The organism is Anaerolineae bacterium, assembly GCA_013178015.1.
Lineage (GTDB): Bacteria > Chloroflexota > Anaerolineae > DRVO01 > DRVO01 > Ch71.
In genome coordinates, this window is the sequence record JABLXR010000012.1 from 51,902 (window position 1) to 71,739 (window position 19,838).

Annotated in this window: 14 protein-coding genes; 6 read left to right on the top strand and 8 right to left on the bottom strand. The window is 65.0% G+C overall.

Annotated elements, in window-relative coordinates; all coding sequences use genetic code 11:
• The first annotated feature begins 201 nt into the window (after positions 1-201).
• On the top strand, positions 202-1,422 hold the full coding sequence (locus tag HPY83_06205) for a response regulator (protein NPV07542.1): 1,221 nt from the start codon (positions 202-204) through the stop codon (positions 1,420-1,422).
• On the opposite strand, the gene HPY83_06210 is transcribed toward HPY83_06205, so the two are convergent.
• Positions 1,355-3,547: a hybrid sensor histidine kinase/response regulator gene (locus HPY83_06210; GenBank protein NPV07543.1), complete on the bottom strand. Its 2,193-nt coding sequence runs from the start codon at positions 3,545-3,547 to the stop codon at positions 1,355-1,357. The two genes, HPY83_06205 and HPY83_06210, sit on opposite strands and share 68 nt — an antisense overlap.
• A gap of 28 nt (positions 3,548-3,575) precedes the next feature.
• The gene (locus tag HPY83_06215) at positions 3,576-5,048 is read right to left on the bottom strand and encodes a radical SAM protein (GenBank protein NPV07544.1); all 1,473 of its coding nucleotides are present in this window, start codon (positions 5,046-5,048) and stop codon (positions 3,576-3,578) included.
• A 170-nt stretch (positions 5,049-5,218) separates the two neighbouring features.
• Between HPY83_06215 and HPY83_06220 the strand changes: the two genes are divergently transcribed.
• The 4 genes from HPY83_06220 to HPY83_06235 all read left to right on the top strand — a co-directional run bounded on the left by HPY83_06220 (position 5,219) and on the right by HPY83_06235 (position 8,111).
• Positions 5,219-6,142 (top strand): acetamidase, encoded by a 924-nt coding sequence (locus HPY83_06220; GenBank protein NPV07545.1) that lies wholly within the window; start codon positions 5,219-5,221, stop codon positions 6,140-6,142.
• A gap of 108 nt (positions 6,143-6,250) precedes the next feature.
• Complete coding sequence (locus HPY83_06225) at positions 6,251-6,946, top strand: zinc metallopeptidase (protein NPV07546.1); 696 nt, start codon at positions 6,251-6,253, stop codon at positions 6,944-6,946.
• Between the two features lie 200 nt (positions 6,947-7,146).
• Complete coding sequence (locus tag HPY83_06230) at positions 7,147-7,590, top strand: Hsp20/alpha crystallin family protein (protein NPV07547.1); 444 nt, start codon at positions 7,147-7,149, stop codon at positions 7,588-7,590.
• 74 nt (positions 7,591-7,664) lie between these two features.
• A complete protein-coding gene (locus HPY83_06235) occupies positions 7,665-8,111 on the top strand; it encodes an Hsp20/alpha crystallin family protein (GenBank protein NPV07548.1) in 447 nt (148 codons plus the stop codon).
• A gap of 118 nt (positions 8,112-8,229) precedes the next feature.
• Here HPY83_06235 and HPY83_06240 read toward each other — a convergent pair whose 3' ends face one another.
• The 3 genes from HPY83_06240 to HPY83_06250 form a co-directional block, all read right to left on the bottom strand.
• Complete coding sequence (locus HPY83_06240) at positions 8,230-11,145, bottom strand: hypothetical protein (GenBank protein ID NPV07549.1); 2,916 nt, start codon at positions 11,143-11,145, stop codon at positions 8,230-8,232.
• A gap of 176 nt (positions 11,146-11,321) precedes the next feature.
• Entirely contained in the window at positions 11,322-12,197 is an 876-nt protein-coding gene (locus HPY83_06245) for a sugar phosphate isomerase/epimerase (protein NPV07550.1), read from the bottom strand.
• Between the two features lie 46 nt (positions 12,198-12,243).
• The gene (locus HPY83_06250; GenBank protein NPV07551.1) at positions 12,244-13,206 is read right to left on the bottom strand and encodes a sugar phosphate isomerase/epimerase; all 963 of its coding nucleotides are present in this window, start codon (positions 13,204-13,206) and stop codon (positions 12,244-12,246) included.
• A 161-nt stretch (positions 13,207-13,367) separates the two neighbouring features.
• Here HPY83_06250 and HPY83_06255 point away from each other — a divergent pair, with 161 nt between their 5' ends.
• Entirely contained in the window at positions 13,368-14,057 is a 690-nt protein-coding gene (locus HPY83_06255; protein NPV07552.1) for a glycerol-3-phosphate acyltransferase, read from the top strand.
• A 37-nt stretch (positions 14,058-14,094) separates the two neighbouring features.
• Here the strand turns inward: HPY83_06255 and lon are convergent, their stop codons facing one another.
• The 3 genes from lon to HPY83_06270 form a co-directional block, all read right to left on the bottom strand.
• Positions 14,095-16,515 (bottom strand): endopeptidase La, encoded by a 2,421-nt coding sequence (gene lon, locus HPY83_06260; GenBank protein ID NPV07553.1) that lies wholly within the window; start codon positions 16,513-16,515, stop codon positions 14,095-14,097.
• A complete protein-coding gene (locus tag HPY83_06265) occupies positions 16,484-17,878 on the bottom strand; it encodes a bifunctional folylpolyglutamate synthase/dihydrofolate synthase (GenBank protein ID NPV07554.1) in 1,395 nt (464 codons plus the stop codon). The genes lon and HPY83_06265 overlap by 32 nt, the downstream gene beginning before the upstream one ends.
• A 160-nt stretch (positions 17,879-18,038) precedes the next feature.
• On the bottom strand, positions 18,039-19,790 hold the full coding sequence (locus HPY83_06270; GenBank protein ID NPV07555.1) for a hypothetical protein: 1,752 nt from the start codon (positions 19,788-19,790) through the stop codon (positions 18,039-18,041).
• Between the last annotated feature and the right edge of the window lie 48 nt (positions 19,791-19,838).

Sequence of the window (19,838 nt, forward strand, 5' to 3'; positions counted from 1 at the left end):
TCGGTCTACATCTACGGAGCGCACCCTGCGATACTGGCCACGCAGGGGCACGAAAGCACTATAGCCTAATCTCACCCACGATTCCTGACTTCATTCTGACACGGTCTTGACATGCCGAGTACACTCGGGTTGCTGGCCAGAGCGGGCTGCCGTAAGCTCAATGGGTGGTACCGCCCCCTAGCCAGGCCAGAGGTCCATGGTATGCAGCCAGAAGATCTCAGAAGACAGCCACAGTCGGAACCTCAGGCGCCCGGAGCGGCAGACATCAGAGAGGCGCTCGAGCTGCTCTATGACAACGCAGCGCTGGCGGGCTGCAGCATGGCCCGCTACTGGCCGGCGATTTCCTCCATCGAATCCCCAACCGACAAGGCTCAGAGCCTCCGCTCCCTCCTCCTCGATGCCATCGAGTCCCTCCGCCCTGTTCGCCGGTCGCCGGCCTACTCGCGAGCCGAGCGCGACTATGAGGTGCTTTCTCTCCGCTACGCCTCTGGGCTGAGCATGGACCAGATCGCCGCTCAGTTGTGCGTGGGAGAGCGGCAGGTCTACCGAGACTTGCGCCGGGCAGAGGAGAAGCTCACCCAGATCCTCCAGGCGAGTGCACCGCCCCAGACCACCGAGACTGTCACTCTCCGCCGGGAGGCCATGCGTCAGGAACTCGCCCTCCTCAGACAGAGTCGCGAGACCGTGGACTGCGTGCAAGCGCTCCGCGCTGCCGCGGCCGCCGTAGAGCCTTTGGCCCAGAGTCGAGGGATAGATCTAGGGCTGCATCTTCCGCCAGGGCCGCTCTTGGCCCAGTGCAGTCCGGGCGTGCTGCGGACCACGCTCATCGGGGTGTTGAGCGGCGTGGTCCAATGCGCGTCTGCCGGCCGCGCCTCCGCGGGCCTGGCGCTGGAGGGAAGACAGCCAACCTTCTGGACTACCTTCAGCGCTTCTGGCTCCCGGGCCCTGGCGCACCTGGCGGAGGCAGTGGCTTCCGCTCGAGCCCTCGAGTTCGATTCCTCCCTGTCTGAGTTGTCAGCCGACGAATGGCGGCTGACGGTCTCCCTCCCTCCCCTGTCCCCGCGCCGGGTGTTGGTCGTCGAGGACAACCCCAGCGCCGCCGGTCTGTACGAACGGTATCTGGACGGAACCGGCTGGCAGGCACTTCGCCTGTCCGACCCGCTCCGGGCAGTGGAGGTGGCCATGACCGAGCGCCTGGATGCCATCATCCTAGACATCATGATGCCAAAGGTGGACGGCTGGACGGTGCTGCAGAACCTGCGTCTTACCCCTCAGACTGCCAGCATTCCGATTGTCGTGTGCTCGGTCATCCATGACCCTGCTCTGGGCGCGGCCCTGGGAGTCAGCGAGTACCTCACCAAGCCGGTGTCCCGTCTCGATCTTCTCTCAGCGCTGGCTCGCGTTGTTGGTCGCCAGGACTAGGCCCGAGGCACTGCAGCGTCGCCCGCAGGAGCGCCAGGACCTCCTGCTCGCGCAGCCCAGACGGTCGCGTGACATAGAACGAACTGCCGCTCAGCCTCTCTTGGTCTTCCCCAGGCTGAAGACCGCTCACCGCCAGAATCCTGACCGCCGAACCCTGGCATGCCGTGCGCATCATCTGCGCCAGGTGCCGGCCGTCCATGTCGGGCAGGGCAATGTCTAGCAAGAGGACGTCCCAGCCCTCCGCCGCCACGCGAGCTAAGGCTTCCTGAGCGCTGTTGGCCCAGCCCACGGTACAAGAAGGACGCAGGGCCTGAAGCATCCTGGCCGCCAACTGCACGAAGGCACGATCATCGTCCACCACCAGCACCTTGCTCCACGGTTTGCCTGTGCCGAGAGCTTCCTCCAGGCAAGCGGTCGAGATGGGCTTGACCAGCCAGGACTCAAAGAGCTCGTCATCCACGAGCCAAGCGCCACAAGGCAGCGCACACCGTATTACGGGTACCGTTCCGTTCAGGTCGGCGCCAACCGTGTCTCCTGCCTGGGTGCCGGGTGGCAAGTTGAGGACCACAGCAACAGCCTGCTTCTCCTTCACCAGGTTGACGGCCTGAGCCGAGTCCGCAGCCGCCCAAACATGGAATCCGTCCAGCCAGCGGTGGAGGTAGATGGCTGCCCGAGGGTCGGGGTCCACAACCACTAGCGAGGGCTCATCGGGGGACGCTGGAGGGGAGTGTAGATCGGGCAGCACAGAGGGCGACACCTGTTTTGACCTGAGGGGCAGAGTGAAGCGGAAGGTGCTCCCTTCTCCCAGCCGGCTATCCACCCAAATATGCCCGCCGTGCATCTGCACGAATCGCTGAGCAATGGCCAGCCCGAGGCCTGAACCCTGTTGGGAGTCGAGGTGCTCCCCCCCGGCCTGCCGGAACTCATCGAAGATAGTGTCCAGCTGATCGGTCGGTATCCCCGGGCCAGTATCGCTCACGTACACCTCTACCTCTTCGTCCTTGGCCCGTACGCCCATCCTGATGCTGCCTTGTTCGGTGAAACGGCTGGCGTTGGCCAGGAGATTCAGCAGAACCTGCCGCACTCGAGTACGGTCCACGAAAAGCTGGGGGACATCCTCATCGAGCTCCAGGTCTATCTGCACCGGTTTGCCCACCACCAGGCGACGCGCCAGCGCGGCCGCATCCTGCATAAGCTCCCCAAGATCCACCCACTCTCGGTGGATGGGCATGCGCAGCACCTGGATGCGAGCCAGATCCAGTACGTCGTCCACCAGGTCGGAGAGGTAGCGGGCACTGCGCTGGATCTCGGCGACGTCCTGCCGCAGCAGCGCCGGCCAGGACATCTCACCGTAGGTCTCCGGGAATCGCTGCATCACCTCGGCGAATCCCAGGATGATGTTGAGGGGGGTGCGCAGCTCATGGCTGACACAAGTTGCGAACCGCTCCTTGGCATGCCGGGCCTCCTCGGCCTCCTGCCTGGCCAAAGCTAGCTCGTAGTTGCTCCGCTTGAGCAGGTAGTTGGAGAGCTGCAGCGCCTTGTTGAGCTTGTTGACTTCCTCGCGCCGAGCGCGAACCTGCTCGGCTAGGCGAGCAGCCTCATTGCTGTGCTGCCAGGCACGGCGCAGCTCCTGCTGCAGCCCCCCTAAACAGACCGCCACCGATGCTCCCGGGGCAAGCACGTAGGCCACGACATCCAGCCGTGCCGGGGCGGCCAGGCCCCAGACCGGGGCCAACCAGGCGCAAGCCACGATGCCCAGCAGCACCAGCCACGACCCGGGGTGAGGCACCAGGAACGCGGCGGCCAGGGCCGGGGCCAGCAGTTGCCCGAGCCCGACCGGGTTACCATAGGCCGCCGCCGGTGCTAAGGCAGCCCCCAGGCTTCCACCGATCAGAAGGCCAGTGCTCAACAGCGGTCTTCGGTCTGCTCCGATGGCAGCCACATAGCCCGCCACCACCAGCAGCAGCAGCCAGACGCTCACACGCCCGACGCTGGCGTCGAGCCGCTCGACCTCCGTCCATGCCCGAAGCAGCGCCAGGGAACCGACGTATAGCGCCACCACCCGCACCAGCCTAGCATGTGTGTCCGGCCAGTTCGAGCTCCACAGTTCGCCCGCTGCCCCCATATGCACCCCTCCCGTGCCACGAGCGCTCCTACCAGGTAGGTGGCACCGGGTAGCAGAAGCCACCCCGTCGTCGGCTCCATTGGTTCCACCTCTCCGCCATCGCATCCAGGTCGCGCGTCGACCGATCGCGGAAGCCTCTCAACGCGGACGAGGGCACCCGCCCCGCCGCTGGCGTCGCCCTGCAGTAATTGTAGTAGTCCTGGAAACTCCGGTACGTGATATCCACGCCATAGGCGCCGGACTCCTCAGCCATCGGAGACAGCGGGTCAAGAGTATGAAACATGCTGATCATCTTCAGCAGCGTTGGCGGATACATCCCCGCGATTCGGTCTGCCAGAGAAAGCGTCTCCTCCAGCGTCTTCTCATTCTCGCCCGGCAAGTTCAGCGAGAAGTAGACGTAGATGGGCATGCCGATGCTTCTAAGCAGCTCCAGGAGCCGCAGAAAGTCACGGTTGCTGAAGTGCCGGCCGTTGCGTCGCCGTACTGCCTCGGAGCCCGAGAGAAGGGTGAAGCCGAGCTCGCTATAGGTGACGTCGGCCGTTTCCGCCAAGTCGCGCACAAACTCCCGCCCGGGCAGGGCGAAATGCTCGTTGTATAGGCCGATCATGATTCCAGCCTCACGCAGTCGCTTGAGTAGGGGCCGCCAGTACTGCGGCCCGGCCAGGCACGGGTCCAAGCTTAGTGACACCTGTCGCACCCCCAAGTCCGCCAGCCGGCCGATGTCGTTGGCTACCCGCTCCGGCGATCGCATGACCGCGGCTTCGCGCCCGAAGATGGCACGCTGGGCCTCTCGGCCGCCGCCACAGAAGGAGCACTTGAGGCTGCAGCCACGGCCGATGCACAGCCAGTGCCCAGTGTTCCTTTCATCGTCAGCAGTCAGGCCGGTGGCAGAGAACTGCATGCGGCGATACCAGTCCGGATGATCGAGGAAGCTTAGGTCCACGAAGTCGAGCCTATCCAGGAGTTCTGGCTGAGCGCAGAACGTCGGAGCGTGCACCACCACTTCTCCCCCGCGACGCAGAGCCAGGTTCGGCAGATTCTGCTCCGCAGGGTCTCGACCGGCGATCAGCGTCTGCACGAGAGGGACTAGTGTCGCCTCTGCGTCGCCCAGGACTACGCAATCCACGCTAGAATGGGACGCCAGGATCTCGCGGGCGTAGATAGTGGCCGTGATGCCTCCCAGGATCACCGCTACATCGGGCATCAAGCGCTTGCACAGGCGGGCTACGTCAATGGCTCCGAAGCAGTGCTCGTACCAGTGCAGGTCGATCAGGACTACCCTCGCTCCTCCGCCGGTCCCGATCGACGCCGCTAGATCGAAGTCGGGTTCCCGAGCCAATTCGGCCGGGTAGTTGATGCCCCGCACTGAGATGCCCTCGGACCTTAGCAGGTTGACCAATCCCACCACGCCCACGGGCATGAACGGATACGTGGTCCCCAAGCCGCGGAAGGACTTGGCCGTGCCGTGCTTGGCCGGGTGGACATACAGGACGTCTGCCATACGCTACCTCCGCGATCACGAGGAAGTCTACCACACCCGCGAGGTAAGCTACGCTTCGCCCCCCCTCGACTCGGAGGAGCCTCCCCGCTATCATGCCCTCGCAGCGTCTTCTTAGCCGCACGCACCCGAGGTGCCGCAACCGACAACTACCGCACCGGGAGATGACACCCATGAAGAAACAGACCCGCGACGTCCTGTACTACACCCACAGCCGCAACAACCGTCCTACTCTCACGGTGGAACCCGGCGAGAGCTTCCTGGTCGAGACCGAGCTCTGCTCCGGCGACTGGCTTCAAGACCTCTCCGACGCCTACCGACCGGGCATAGGCCGCGGCCCCAATCCCTCCAGCGGCTGCACCTACGTCCAAGGCGCCCGGCCCGGCGACATGCTCGCTGTCACGGTGGAGTCCATCGTGCCAGACAACCTGGGCTACACCGGCTTCGGCCCCGGCGCCAATCCCTTCCCCGACTGGATCCGCCAGAAGGAATGGGGCGTGGTCACCAAGACGGTGCGCATCCACGACGGTCTCGTGGAGTGGAGCGATCAGCTCAAGCTGCCCATCCGCCCCATGGTCGGCACTCTGGGCACGGCGCCCGAGTTCGAGGAATTCCTCAACAGCCGCAACGGCCCTTACGGAGGCAACCTCGACGCCCAGGAGGTCACCACCGGTGCCACGGTCTACCTTCCCGTATACGTCGAGGGCGGGCTGCTCCACGTGGGCGACGTGCACGCCATCCAGGGCGACGGAGAGATCTGCTGCGGCGGGGGTATCGAGTGCCGGGCAACGGTGCAGCTCAAGGTAAAGGTGCTCGTGCGGCCGAAGCGCATGACCTGGCCTCGCTTCATGGATTCCACCCACATCGGCTGCTTCGGGTGCGCCCGCCCCGCCGAGGACGCCTTCCGCCTGGCCGTGCAGGACCTAATCTACTGGCTGGCAGACGACTACGCCCTGGACGAACGCGAAGTGTTTCTGCTGCTGGGCCAGATCCTGGAAGCCCGTTGCACCCAGTTCGTGGACCCGCTGTACACGTACGTGGCCAAGGTGCCGCTCAACTACCTTCCCGGCATGCCCGCGTCCGTTGGCGCCACCTAGAAGGTGCGGCCCGTCCCGAACGTCGGTATAATCGCGTTGATAGCTCTACGTACAATGCCGACGTTGGCCCTATTCAGCAGGCCCTATCGGGGATGCTCGAGGTGAATCATGCCGTTCCTGTTCTATAACCCCACTTACTGGCTTTTTGCCCTGCCGGCCCTCCTGCTGGGCCTATACGCCCAGTTCCGGGTCCAAACCTCGTTCAACAAGTACATGCGGGTCCCCAACTACCGCCGCGTGACGGGGCTGGCAGCGGCGCGGGAACTGCTCTCCGCCGCTGGTCTCGGTCACGTGGAGATCGAGGGAACCGCGGGCACCCTGAGCGACCACTACGACCCTCGCACCAAGACTCTCCGCCTCTCGCGGCCCGTGGCTCAGTCCGCCTCGGTGGCCGCAGTGGCAGTGGTAGCCCACGAGGTCGGGCATGCCGTCCAGGATGCCACCGATTACACACCGATGCGAGTGCGCTCTGGCATCGTGCCCCTGGTGAACCTGGGCTCTTGGCTGGGACCCATCCTCTTCTTCATTGGCCTCCTGGCCGCTAGCCCCGAGCTGGCACTCATTGGAGTACTCGGCTTCGCCGCCGCGGCGGTGTTTGCCCTTGTCACCTTGCCAGTCGAGCTCAACGCGAGCTCCCGTGCCCTGCACATGCTTCAGTCCTCTGGGCTCATCGCTGGCCAGGAGGTCCCCGCCGCCAGGACTGTGCTCAACGCTGCCGCGCTCACTTACGTGGCCGCTCTGGCCCAAGCCATAAGCACCCTGCTCTACTTCCTCACCCTCCTCGGTGGTGTCCGACGGGACTAGGCAACTACTACTGCAGCGAAAAACGAAGAAAGCCCTAGAAAGAAGCCGCGAGCATACGCCCGCGGCCGTTCTTTTGGCTCCTAGCCGGCGCCAGGGCCGCACAAGCGCCTACAGTTGCCCTAGATGCCGCTTGCACTCTCGTATCGAGAGTGCTAACATCCTGCTTGGTGCAAAACAACGCGTTTGGTTGGGAGGTTGTCATGGCGGAACTAGTACCACGAGAGAATCGCGAGGTTATGACGTTGCGTGAAGCCATTGATCGCCTGTTCGAGGAATCATTCGTGCGTCCCTGGACGCACTTCGCGCGGGCAGGCGAGCGTGGCATGGCCCTGGACGTCTACGATGAAGGTGATCACGTCGTGGTGGAAGCGGTGGTCCCCGGGGTGAAGTCGGAGGACGTGGACGTCCGGGTGGAAGGGAATGTCCTCACCATTAGGGCCGAGACGAGCAAGAGCAAAGACGTGTCGGACGAGAAGTACTTCTACAGAGAGCGCTACCGCGGCGTAATGCAGCGGAGTGTCACCTTGCCTTCAGAGGTGAACGCGGATAAGGCGGATGCCAGGCTGGAGAACGGTATCCTGAGACTGGCTCTACCCAAGGCCGAGAAGGAGCGGACCCGCCGCATACAGGTCAAGGGCGCCTAGACGTTCACCTCCTGGGTGGCAAACTGCTAGACACAGCTTACCTAGATGATGTGTGTAGGCAATGGAGGGTAGATATGAGAGACATCACGCGTTGGGATCCGCTAGCGGAGGCGGTGAGCCTGCGGCAGATGATGGACCGCCTCTTCGAAGACAGCTTCGTGCGCCCCTTCACCTGGAGAGGGGACACCGGTAGGGCTCTGCGTCCCCCTCTGGACATCTACAGCACCGATGAGGACATCGTCATCCTCATGAGCGTGCCCGGCGTCAAGCCCGAGGACGTAGATGTCACCGTGGAGGGCGACACCGTCACCATCCGGGGCGAGATCAAGCCCCCCATCGAGAACGTGGATTACGTGGTGCAGGAGCGGGCTACCGGCCCCTTCCGCCGGGTGGTGACCCTGAACGTGCCGGTGGAGGCGGACAAGGCGGAGGCCTCCTTCAAGGACGGGGTCCTCACCCTCACCCTGCCCAAGGCGGCGGAGATCAGGCCGCGCAGCATCAAGGTTCAGGCCGGCGGATAGTGTGAGTAGAGAAGGCGCCGCGCGCAACGCGTGGCGCCCCAGAAGTGACGAAGGAGGCGCGACGTGTGTCCCATCGCGCCTCCTTCGTCACTTGTCAACAAGGGCCGGATACCGCCTTCTAGCGGTCCAGCCTCAGTCTCAGCGCCCGACCCAGCTCGGGGAACCACAAGACCGGATCCTCCCAAGGCCCTCGTCCCGCGGGGGCGAGAGCGTAGGCCCTGAGCACGTATGCTGCGGAGTCTCCGCCCGTCAGCGGCGGCACTCCTTCCTGGGACAGCTCCTCCCAGACCGCGGCCGCCTGTCGCCAGTTCACGGGTTGGTTCGCCCCGCGACCCAGGTAGGCGCCGTACTGCCAGTCGGAGTTGATCACCAGCGCTGGGCCGAGGTTCGGCCTCAAGGCCACGTAGTCCTGGTTGCGGAACCGCAAGTCTATCGTCAGCAGCCCCCCATCGGCAGAGGCCTGGGCATCAGCCGACAAGGAGAGGTAGGCCATGACCTCAATCTCTTCCTCGTCCACCATCGCCCCCGGCGGCAGATTGGGAGCGGCGGTGGGCACGCGCCTGGGAGCCTCGCCCTCCTCCTCGCCCGGCAGGTAGAGAAACTCCAGAGGTATGCCATCGGCACTGAGCGATGGGAGCCCCACCCGAACCGTGGCTCCGCTGATGGCTGACGGCGAGGGAAACCCGGACACCTCGAAGTAGAAGCGTCCCCAGAGGTTCCTCAAGTCCTCGAACTGCAAGCGTGCCGGAACCGAAAGCGGCCCCTCCAGGCGTGCTTCGCTGGCCACGTGGCTATGCCCGTGGTCGTCCACCAGCGTCAATCCGAGGATTCGCCCCAGATCGGCGTCGCCCGTCGTGGCCAGCAGACGCTCGACGTCGTGGCGTCGGTGCCGGGTCATGGTGCCCCACGCTACCACCTTCACCCACCTGGCATCGGTCGGGTCTGGCTCTCGCCTCCACCCATCCAGGCTAAGTGTCCAATCGGCATCCAGGTACCGGAACCGCACTACGCTACCCAGGCACAGGGGCGCGCCCGCCTCCCGGCAGCCGGACGGCGCCGAGGACGACGAGGGCTCCGCCGTGGGGGTGACTGTTCGCGCTGCAGTAGAGAGTGGAGCTGGGGTGACCTTTGGTGCCGGCGTGGCGGTCGGCGCGGGGGTAGCGGTAGGCAAGCAGGCCGGGACCAGTACGTCACGCTGCAGCCAGTTGTTGTTCTCGTCCGTCTCTGCGACGGAGTTGCTGGCATCCGTTATCACCCGAACGGACCAGCTACCAGGTTCGCTCAGTTCACAGGCGAACACAAAGGCCTCTCCCGACTCCAGCCCTCGCACCCGCCAGGGCCCGCAGGCTCCGTCTACACCTCCGACGACCGTATTGAAACTCGACGCTCTCCCTCCCCCACGGTTGCGGACCTGCACCATCAGGCGAGCCGGCGACCCTTCGCACACCCCTTCAGGTGGTGTCTCGGCCCATATGCCCTCAACCGCCAGATCCGGCATCTGGCGCGCATGCTCCGCCTGCACCTCCAGCGCGTCCAGGTACGCTGTGGAACCCTGTCCCGGTTCAGGGTCGGAGAGCTCCAGGAACACCGTCACTACATCCCCCTCGGCCAGGACGTCAGCCAGCATCAGGCTGGTCCACGCCCCGTGGACGGCTCCCTCAGCCCACACCACCGACACCGCGGTGGGGTCCGTGCCTCCAAAGGGATCTACGCCGAGGCGCACTCGGGCCAGGCTCTCGGATTCCTCTGCCACCTCCAGGCGATACTGCACCTGAATGTGGTGCGGCTCTCCTCTGCGCAAGCCGGCTACCGGTCGCATGATCCCCACGCGAGTAGCCCCCCTAGCCCGCAGCACCTGCGCTCGTGACTGCTCCAGCCCGGCGCTGCTCGCCGTGAACTGGGCCACTACACCGGTCTGATACGCTCCCCACTCACGGGCCACGTCACGCCCTTCTGCCCCGGTGAAAGTCGCCGCGTCATCGAAGTCCTCGCTAGCCACCCCGGTTGGGTGGAGTGACAGGGGAGCTCCCGGTTCTCGAACCGTGTCAACCCGCTCCGGCAGCACCGGCGTACGAACCACCTCGGGCGCCTCCCCCGCCGAATCCCCGGCCCCCCTCACCGTGATCACACGCTCAGCCGTAGCCGAGCTGACCGGCCGTCCGGAGGTGTCATAGAACGTGAGCCTGACCTGCGCCCGCGCCAGTCCTGGCTCGCCAGCCGGTACCCGAAGTGGTGCCAAAGTCGCAGCATCGACCGCTGCTATTCCAGTAAGCGCCTCGGTCAGCTCGATGCCAGCCACGTAGGCTATGCTTCCTAGCGGGCCATCGGCGCCATCCCAATCCTCCAGCGCCCCGCTGGAGGCCTGGCTCACCCCTCCCGCTCCCCTCAACGATACGGTGACCTCCCCGTAGCCCTCCAGATCCGAAGGGCCCAGGTTCGCCACGGCGTACCCGACCTCGAGCTCCTGACCGCTCTCTACCTCGGCCGGGATGGAGAGGAGCAGTATGGAGGGCGCCGTCTGATCGTTGCCCAGATGTGTCACCGGATCCTGGCCCACACTCCACAGGCTGAAGTGGGTCGCCAGCACCCTCACTGCGCTCCCATCCGCCGGCACCAGCCCAGGAGACCGAGACCAGTGCGCCCCGTCCCAGAACACCGCGAAGGTCTCAACTTCCTCCGCCTGCGATGCCTCCGTGTGCAGGGGCAGGACCAGCTCGATGGGTCGGGCGAAGTCCGCTCCATCCGCCTCCAGCGACCAGACTGATGCGGCCAGAGAGTGAGAAAGAGGGAAGACCTCCTCGGGCGCCATGCGAACGCGGGTGGGCCGGTCGAAGGTCTGAGGGAGGACTCTGAGCCGAGCGCCGAGAGGATGCCACACCACCAGGCCCTCGCCTGGGTTCACCACTGCCTCCAGTGCCCATGGCTGCCCGGCAGCTGGCAGTGGCGCAACCGCCCCTTCGCCCACCTGGTAGTAGGCGAAGGCGCCGGCGACGGCGACTGTGGCCAGAAACGCGAGCGCCAGCGATCGCCTCACCGGCGCGACCCTCCTAGCACGTGCTGGCGCCAGTATGGACCGCCTGGCCAAGCGGCATCAGTAATGAGAGCGTAAAACTGCCGTAAGAGGGTCGTGAATTGCAGCGAAGCCGGCGAGCACTTTCGCCGGCCTCGCTTAGGTATCGCTATCGAGCTAGCTAGAGGGCGCTCATCTGATCAGCTCATCGCTGCTGGGGCGGCCTCCAAGCCGCGGATGTATTCCAGATTCCGTATCAGCTTCTCCTCAGTAGACATCCCCTGGCTGAAGTCCTCGAACGAGAGGTAGCCACCATAGCCACTTCGGCTCAGAGCAGCGAGCAACGCAGGGTAGTCGGCGATCCCCTCCCACATGGCGGCGGCGTCACACTTCCATAGGGTCCGGCCACCCTCCTCGCCTACCACCTGCCACGCCGCATTCTTCACGTGTACGTGGGCCAGATGCGGGCCCAGCAGGTCCACCGCCATGGCATAGCTCTCGAACCCTTCATAGACCATGTTGCCCGCGTCCAGTATCACGCCTACATATCGAGGGTCGAAGTGCGATGCCAGCCGCTGGGCCAGGCCGGGGCTTGGCGTCAAGGTGTTCATGTGAATCTCGATAGTGGCCTTGACGCCGCTCTCGCGGGCCGCGGCCTCTACCTTGCCGTACAAGTCCACCGCCCGGGCGAACACGTCATTGTAGTTCTGGCTGCCGTCGAACCGGGGCGGGCCCACCCTCATCATGGGAGCACCCATCGCTGCGGCCGCCCCCATCAGTCGGCGCACCTTCTCCAGTTCCTCACAGGTGACGTAGGTGCCCAGAGCGGGCATCTCGAGGCCAGCAGCCTCCGTCATCCGGCGCACCTCGGCCGCCCGTTCAGGCAGAGTGTCTGCATCCAGGGTGCACCGGTTGGCGGCCCAGTATCGCATCGCCGCCGGTACGCTTCCCGGCGCTGCCGATGAGAGCTGGTGCACCCGCCACTCCACCCCGTCATAGCCCGCCTCCGCCAGCTTGCCGACAGCCTCCTCGGGTGTCCACTCGGGCAGCATCACAGTGAAAACAGCATGTCTCATCGAGCGCCCTCCCTCCCGACCGCTCCCGTAACCAACACAATGATCATCAAGCCCAGAACATCTGCCCCGGCGGTTCGCTGATCACAGACTGCCTCAGCGTCTCCACCGCCTTGCGCAGCCCTTCCATCGGTGACATGAGCGAGTCTTCATGCTCGATACTGAGCACGTAGTCATAGCCCACCAGCCGCAGGTTGCTGACGAAGTCCTTCCAGAACATCAGATCGTGGCCGTAGCCCACCGAGCGGAATAGCCACGAGCGATGGATCTCATCTGAGTAAGGCTTGGTGTCCAGCACGCCGTTGAGGCCAGCATTCAAGGCGTCCACCTTCGTATCCTTGGCATGGACGTGATGGATGGCCTCACCTAGCGAGCGGACCGCCTGCACCGGGTCGATGCCCTGCCAGAACAGGTGACTGGGGTCGAAGTTTACCCCCAAGTAGCTGCCGGTGGCTTGCCGCAGCTTCTGAGCCGTCTCCGGGTTGTATACGCTCATCCCAGGATGCATCTCCAGAGCGATCTTCACCCCGTGAGAGCGGGCATACTTCTCCTCCTCCGCCCAGTAAGGGATCAGCACCTCATTCCACTGGTAGTCCAGCACCTTCAGGAAGTCGTCGGGCCAGGGGCAGGTGACCCAATTGGGGTACCTGTCGTTAGGAGATCCACCAGGGCACCCGGAGAAGGTATTGACCACCGGGACCTCCAGCTTCTCCGCCAGGAGTACCGTTTGCCGCCAAGACTCGTGCGAAGCGCGGGAAAACGCCGCATCCGGATGTACCGCGTTCCCGTGGCAACTGAAAGCGCTGATCGTCAGCCCTCGGCTCTCCACTGCCTGCCTGAGGGCGCGAGCCTTCGCCTCATCGCCCAGGAGAACCGCGGGGTCGGCGTGAGCCGTGCCTGGATATCCACCTGTACCTATCTCGACCGCTTCGAGGCCCATCTCAGCGATTACGTCTAGTGCCTGCTCCAGCGGCCGATCCTGAAACAAAGCCGTGAAGATGCCGATCTTCATGCTGCATCCCTCCATCGTGGCTGAGTTCACTATCGCTTGCGGTCTCGAAAGGCGCCGGCATTATAGGAATCGCCCTCCGAGGTTGTCAACGACCCTGGCTGCCGTTGTAGACTGATGGTGTCAGCACCCGTCCGTACCATCGCGCACGAGGAGACTGAGAGATGCCCGATTTCGTGTCGCTCCTCCTATGGCTGATCGTCGGCTATCTCGCCGGGTCCATACCCGCAGCCTACATCGCCGGCCGAGTGCTAAAGGGCATAGACATTCGTGACTATGGCAGCGGCAACGTCGGCGGGGCCAACATTATGGCCCACGTCTCCCCCTGGGCGTTCGTCCCCGTGGTGGCGACGGACCTCCTAAAGGCGATTCTGCCCGTGTGGGGAGCACTCAGCATGACTGGGTCTGAGTGGGCCGCCATGGCCGCTGGGGCGGGCGCAGTCGCCGGACACTGTTGGTCGCTCTACCTGTCGTTCACCGGCGGCCGGGGCATGGCGGCCACTCTAGGGTCGCTCCTGCCGCTGTTCCCGCTGGGGGTAGCTTGGATCGTGGGTGTGCACTTCATCGGCTCCGCCTTCCGCCGGGCGCCGCTCGCCGACATCCTGGCTCTCGCGTCCCTTCCTGTCCTGGCCCGGTTGAGCGGCCAATACGCCGCGGTCGTCTGGGGGGCGGTGGCCATCCTGCTCTTGGTGGCGGCCAAGCGTCTCCACGCTAACCGCCTGCCGCTTCCGAACGATCCGGCCTCCCGCAGGCAAGTGCTGCTTCTCCGCCTCCTGTACGACCGGGACGTTCCTCCGGGGGTTCCCTGGACCGAACGCAAGGGGGGCATACGAAGCGGGCGCCCATCCGAGTAGATGGGCGCCCCACCGGCGTCTGGACCTGCCGAGTGACTTAGGGAACCGAGGCGCTTCTCCTGTGTCGCCCCGTTCTGCGTGTCCGCTGTCTGTCCTGCTCGCCGGCCAACGCCACGGTGACCACGTCGTCCATGCTGTCGGCCGACACGAACCTGATCTTCTGCCGGATGCGCCGCGGCACCTCGACCAGCTCCCTCTCGTTCTTCCTCGGGATGACTATCGTCTCTAGCCCGGCGCGGTGAGCCGCCAGGATCTTCTCCTTCAAGCCCCCGATGGCCAGCACCCTGCCCCGTAGGGTGATCTCGCCCGTCAACCCTACCTCGCGCCGCACCGGCCGACCGGTGAGGGCCGAGAGGATGGCGGTGGCGATGGTGATGCCGGCCGATGGACCATCCTTGGGCACCGCACCTTCCGGCACGTGCACATGCAGGTCCAGCTTGTCGAAGTCCACGTCCTCCAGGCCGAAGGCGGCAGCGTTGGCGCGGGCATAGGAGAGCGCGGCCTGGGCCGATTCCTGCATCACGTCGCCTAATTGGCCAGTGAGCAGAAGAGAGCCTTTACCCTCCATAGCTGTGACCTCTACGGTCATCACGTCGCCGCCTACTTCGGTGACGGCCAGGCCGGTGGCCACGCCAACCTGGTCTTCCTCTTCCTTGAGCCCATACGTGAACTTGGGCACGCCCAAGTAGGCGGACAACGAGCGAGCGCTAATGCGGGTGGGTGCCGCCTTCCCTTCGGCCACGCGCCGGGCGATCTTGCGAAAGACGTTGGCGATCTGCCGGTCCAGGTTGCGGACGCCTGCCTCGTAGGTGTACTCCCGGATCATCTGCCGCAGAGCCCCATCCGAGAACGCTACCCGAGCCAGACCATGCTCCCGAAGCTCCTTGGGTATCAGGAACTGGCGGGCGATGGCCACCTTCTCGTCCTCGGTGTAGCCCGGGAACTCGATCACCTCCATCCGGTCTCGGAGAGCGTCCGGAACCGGATCCAGCCAGTTGGCCGTGGTGATGAACATCACCTTGGAGAGGTCGTAAGCGACCTCCAGATAGTGATCGGAGAAAGAGTTGTTCTGCTCCGGGTCCAGCACCTCCAGCAAAGCTGCTGACGGGTCTCCGCGGAAGTCGTAGCCTAGCTTGTCAATCTCGTCCAGCATGAAGACTGGGTTGACCGACCCTGCACGCCGCATGGTCTGAATGATCCGGCCCGGCAGCGCCCCGATGTAGGTGCGTCGGTGGCCGCGAATCTCGGCCTCGTCACGCACTCCCCCCAGGCTAACTCGCACGAAGTTCCGCCCCAGAGCCTCGGCGATGGAACGCCCTATCGAGGTCTTCCCCGTGCCCGGAGGGCCGACGAAGCAGAGAATGGGCGTGCGCATAGTCTCGCCGGCCAGCTTGCGGACGGCTATGTGCTCGACGATGCGCTCTTTCACCTTCTCCAGGCCGTAGTGGTTCCGATCCAGCACGTCGGCGACGTGGGTCACATCCATGTCGTCTTCGGTGGCCCTGGCCCAGGGCAGGTCCAGCAGCCACTCCACGTAGGTACGGATGATACCGCTCTCAGGAGAGCCCGGCGGCATGGTACGCAGCCGCGCTAGCTCCCTCTCCACTCGCTCGCGGGCCTCCGGCGGCATCTCGGCCTCTAGGAGTCGCTCCTGCAGGTCGTCCATCTCCTGCTCAAAGGGATCGTTCTCCCCTAGCTCCCTCTGGATGGCCCGCATCTGCTCTCGCAGGAAGTACTCCCTCTGAGACCGATCCACTTCCTCCTGGACCCGAGACTGGATGCGGTCCTCCAGCTCCAGGACATCCAGCTCTTTGGCCAGCAGCATGCTGATCTTCTGCAGGCGGGCCACCGGGTCCAGCGTCTCCAGTAGGTCCTGGCGTTGCCCCAGCTCAGTGGTCAGGATGGAGGCTATCATGTCGGCCAGCCAGCCCGGATCGTCTATGTTCATAGCCGCCACGTAGGCATCCTCGGGCATGTTGTCCGAAAGGTGCACGCAGCGCTCGAACAGAGTGAGCACCGCGCGCATGAGGGCCTCTACAGGAAGCCCCGACGCCCGCGACTCGGTGATGCGGACTACGCGCGCCCGCAGGAAGGGGCCGTCATCCAGTACGTCGACGATGCGCACTCTCCCCTGGCCCTGGGCCAGTACGCTGGTGGTACCGTCCGGCATGCGTAGAGTGCGCGCCACCGAGACAACGGTACCCACTTCGTACAGGTCGCCTCGGCCTGGGTCGGCCACCTCGGCGTGTCTCTGAGTGACCACCACCAGGTCGGACTCGTTCCTGACCGCGCTCTCCAGCGCCCGCACCGAACGGTCTCGCCCCACCATCAGCGGCGCCACCATGTGTGGGAATACCACTGTATCCCTGAGGGGCAGCACCGGAAGCTCTTCTACTTCCTCCACCTGCACCCCGTATAGCTCTTCGTCACGTTCCAACAAGGGACACCCTCCAATCATCAATAACTGATACAACCTCGGTCTCGCCCTCTGCCTCGTCCACCCGCCCGTATCGCCGGGCGACGGCTTCCCTGGCCGCTGCCACCACGAACAGCGACCCGGCGACGCACACGCAGTCGCCCTCGCCAGCCGAATCGAGCGCCGCCCAGAGAGCCTCGTCCACCGAGGGAAAGAGTACGTGCCTCAGGCCCAGGTCTGCTGCGGCCGCTCCAACCGCACCCGGATCGGCGGCTCGATCGTGGCGGCTCCGGCATCCGTACACGGTTAGGCCCGGTTGACGGATGGCTGCCAGCATACTCCTCACGTCCTTGTCTCGGGAAGCCCCGAACACCAGATGCAGCTCCCCATACTGGAAGTGCCGCTGCAGAGCCTCCCGCAACCGGCGGAAGGAGTCGTCGTTGTGGGCGCCATCGAGGACCAGATAGGGCTGCCGAAGCAGGACTTCCAGTCGGCCTGGCCACCTCACCGCCTCCAGGCCCGCTCTCGCATGTTCCGGCCGTACGCCCAACTCCACCGGCGAGTGGGTTACCGCCGCCACCGCCAGGACCGCGTTCTCGATCTGATGCTCCCCCAGCAAGGGCAGACGGTAGGTCCGATCATACACGCCCAGGCAGGCGGCAGGCCCGGCAAGGTCGAACTCCTGTTCCCGATCGTCAGCCGGCCCCAGCCGATAACGCCAGTCTGTCCCCACCCACTCCAGAGGACAACCCAGTTCCCCAGCCCGGTCTTGGATCACTGACGTCACTTCCGGCGCTTGGGCGGCGCTCACCGCCGGAACGCCGGGCTTCAGGATGCCCGCCTTCTCCTTAGCGATGGCGGCCAGCGTATCTCCCAGCACTGCAGTGTGATCCCGGCTTATGGAGGTGATCACGGAGACGAAAGGAGCGATCACATTGGTCGCATCCAACCGTCCCCCCAGACCCACTTCCATCACGGCCACGTCCACCATCGCCTGCCGGAAGTGCAGGAGAGCGGCCGCTGTGAGAGCCTCGAAGCTGGTTATGCCCTGTATCCCTTCTTTGGCTCGCGCGACCGCCACAACTGCGGCGGCGAAGTCCTCTCGGCTGATGGGCACACCCCCCACTCGAATCCTCTCCCGCACCGTGTGCAGGTGCGGTGAGGTGTAGAGACCCGCTCGGAGGCCCGCTGCCCCGTACACCGAGGCCATCATCGCCGAAGTGGACCCCTTTCCCTTTGTTCCGGCGACGTGCGCCAGCCGCATTCCCCGGTGGGGGTCCCCCAATCGGCCCAGCAGCGCGTCAACGCGCCTCAGGTCGAAACGTTCCGGCGAGTAATCGTATCCGGTACGACGCTCGTAGTCGGTGAGGCTCCACAGCCAGTCTACGGCTTCGGTGTAGGTCATGTGCCTGTCCGCGTGTTTCAGGGCCATCAACATTCCATTGTAGCATGCCAGGCCGGCTACAAGAAACCTGTCATCTCCTCCTTAGGACGCTCGGCGGCCGTCGCCCTGGGGGACCCTAGAAGGCCCTAGCTGATCACCCTGAACAGGCCCGGCTCCCCAGCTAGGCATCCAGGCCTGCAGTCACCTCGGTTGCGTCGACCGACTCGGGCCACATCTCCCGTACCCGGTAAGAGAGCAAGAGCCGGTAGATGTCCGTCGGACCGCGGACGTCGGAGAGGTCCACCGGTTCGCGCGTGACTCCGATGATGAAGGGGTAGCACTGCTCGCCGCCGACGCCGCCATGGGTAGCCCGTTGCCGCTCGAAAGTGACCACCAGGTCAGGCCGGCCCCACCAGTTCCACCGGCCCAACAACACAAGGTCGCCGGCACTAGGGTGCGCTAGCAGATCCCGCAGGCTGGTGACGATGGCGGTAGCGTCTGCCAGGTCGGCGAAGGCTGCCTCCCCCTGTCCCGGCCGGCAAGGATACGTGCCTTCAGCCGTCACCAACTGGGGACCAACCGCGGTTCGCACCCCGACCACGGCGATGCCAGGATGGTCGGCCACACGCCTGACCAGGCCCGGGTAGACCTCCTCCAGCGCCGACAGGTCCATGGGACCCTCAGGGACCACGCTGAAGTACACGTGGGAGAGCGGCCCCGAGTCCCGCACCACCACGTCAGTCCGGCCAGGCAACTCGGTGATCTCCTCTTCCGCCCGCCTTTCCAGGGACAGCCGCAGGCTTCGGGCCGCGTCCGAGGGGAGCCCTTCCAGGTCGTCCTCCGCCACTCCCACCTCGTAGCCCAGCAGAGAAGAGGCTCCCCGCAGACCCACCGCCCCCGCGCGAGCCTCATCGGTGCGGGTGGGTGCCTCGATGCAGCTATCCACGAACTGGCCCAGCGACTGCCCGAAAGCGGTCTCGAAGGGAACGCTCGGTGTCATGCCGTGGTCGGAGAGAAGGTACAGGTCGTATGGCCGCCCGCCCCACCGGCGACGCATCCGATCCACCTGCTGCACCTGGCTGTCTATGGCCTTGACGGCGCGGAGGGCATGGCCGTCGGTGGGCCCGAAGCGGTGCGCCCACTCATCGTAGCTGCTGTAGTTGGCGTAGATGGCCGGAACGCCGCGATAGATGTCCACCAGGACAGCGAAAGTCTCTATCTCTCGCACCACCACGTCGGTCAGCACGTGGACGAAGGGTGACAGGAAACTGAGCTGGCCATACTTGCTGGGCCAGAACAGTGCCGACAACCGCCGCCACACCCCTAGCAAGTAGGTCCATACCGACAGGGCCAGGATGCGCATCACACGAACGGGGCTGAACGCCAGGACCAGGAAAAGCGAGAGGCCGCCCATCTTCCGTAGGATGCTGGTACGGCCGATGGCGGAGAGGGTGAAGAGCGAGGTCGAAGCTCCCCCGTCGAACATGTTGGCGTAGCTGGCACCGCCCTCCAGGATGCCGCGGCGTCCGGCGCTCACCCGGGCTTGGATCTGGCTCAGGGTGCCGGGGAACTTGCAGACGATAGCCTGGCCGCTTTCCTTCTCGTACCAGCGAAAGCCCACGATGCCCTCACTGCTGCCATACATGATGGCAGCCTGCACCGCCGGCGTCGTGCTCGGCACCCCGGAGAACCAGCGATAGGCCTCGCCCTGGCCCGACCGGAGCAGCTGACCGATGTGAGGAGCGTAGCCCCGTGCCACCGCCTCCAGGAGCGTCGCGTGGCTCAGGCCGTCAATCTGTATGACAATGAACCCACGGGACTCGTCGCCCTCGGTCGTTCCCAATCGTCGCGCCACCGGGCCGTAGCGCCAGGAGTAGTACCGCCTCATGAGCCCTTCGTATAGGTCTATGAGCTTACGGACCAGAAGGTTCATGTGACCCCCCTTGCCCGACGGGCTCACCCCAGCCTGAACCGGTCTGTC

What these genes read in the sequence shown, in the direction of transcription:
- HPY83_06235 (NPV07548.1), top strand. Translation starts at nt 7,665, where the DNA reads ATGAGAGACATCACGCGTTGGGATCCGCTAGCGGAGGCGGTGAGCCTG.
- HPY83_06270 (NPV07555.1), bottom strand. Translation starts at nt 19,790, where the DNA reads ATGAACCTTCTGGTCCGTAAGCTCATAGACCTATACGAAGGGCTCATG.
- HPY83_06205 (NPV07542.1), top strand. Translation starts at nt 202, where the DNA reads ATGCAGCCAGAAGATCTCAGAAGACAGCCACAGTCGGAACCTCAGGCG.
- HPY83_06220 (NPV07545.1), top strand. Translation starts at nt 5,219, where the DNA reads ATGAAGAAACAGACCCGCGACGTCCTGTACTACACCCACAGCCGCAAC.
- HPY83_06245 (NPV07550.1), bottom strand. Translation starts at nt 12,197, where the DNA reads ATGAGACATGCTGTTTTCACTGTGATGCTGCCCGAGTGGACACCCGAG.
- HPY83_06250 (NPV07551.1), bottom strand. Translation starts at nt 13,206, where the DNA reads ATGAAGATCGGCATCTTCACGGCTTTGTTTCAGGATCGGCCGCTGGAG.
- HPY83_06210 (NPV07543.1), bottom strand. Translation starts at nt 3,547, where the DNA reads ATGGGGGCAGCGGGCGAACTGTGGAGCTCGAACTGGCCGGACACACAT.
- HPY83_06230 (NPV07547.1), top strand. Translation starts at nt 7,147, where the DNA reads ATGGCGGAACTAGTACCACGAGAGAATCGCGAGGTTATGACGTTGCGT.
- HPY83_06215 (NPV07544.1), bottom strand. Translation starts at nt 5,048, where the DNA reads ATGGCAGACGTCCTGTATGTCCACCCGGCCAAGCACGGCACGGCCAAG.
- HPY83_06255 (NPV07552.1), top strand. Translation starts at nt 13,368, where the DNA reads ATGCCCGATTTCGTGTCGCTCCTCCTATGGCTGATCGTCGGCTATCTC.
- HPY83_06265 (NPV07554.1), bottom strand. Translation starts at nt 17,878, where the DNA reads ATGACCTACACCGAAGCCGTAGACTGGCTGTGGAGCCTCACCGACTAC.
- HPY83_06225 (NPV07546.1), top strand. Translation starts at nt 6,251, where the DNA reads ATGCCGTTCCTGTTCTATAACCCCACTTACTGGCTTTTTGCCCTGCCG.
- lon (NPV07553.1), bottom strand. Translation starts at nt 16,515, where the DNA reads ATGATTGGAGGGTGTCCCTTGTTGGAACGTGACGAAGAGCTATACGGG.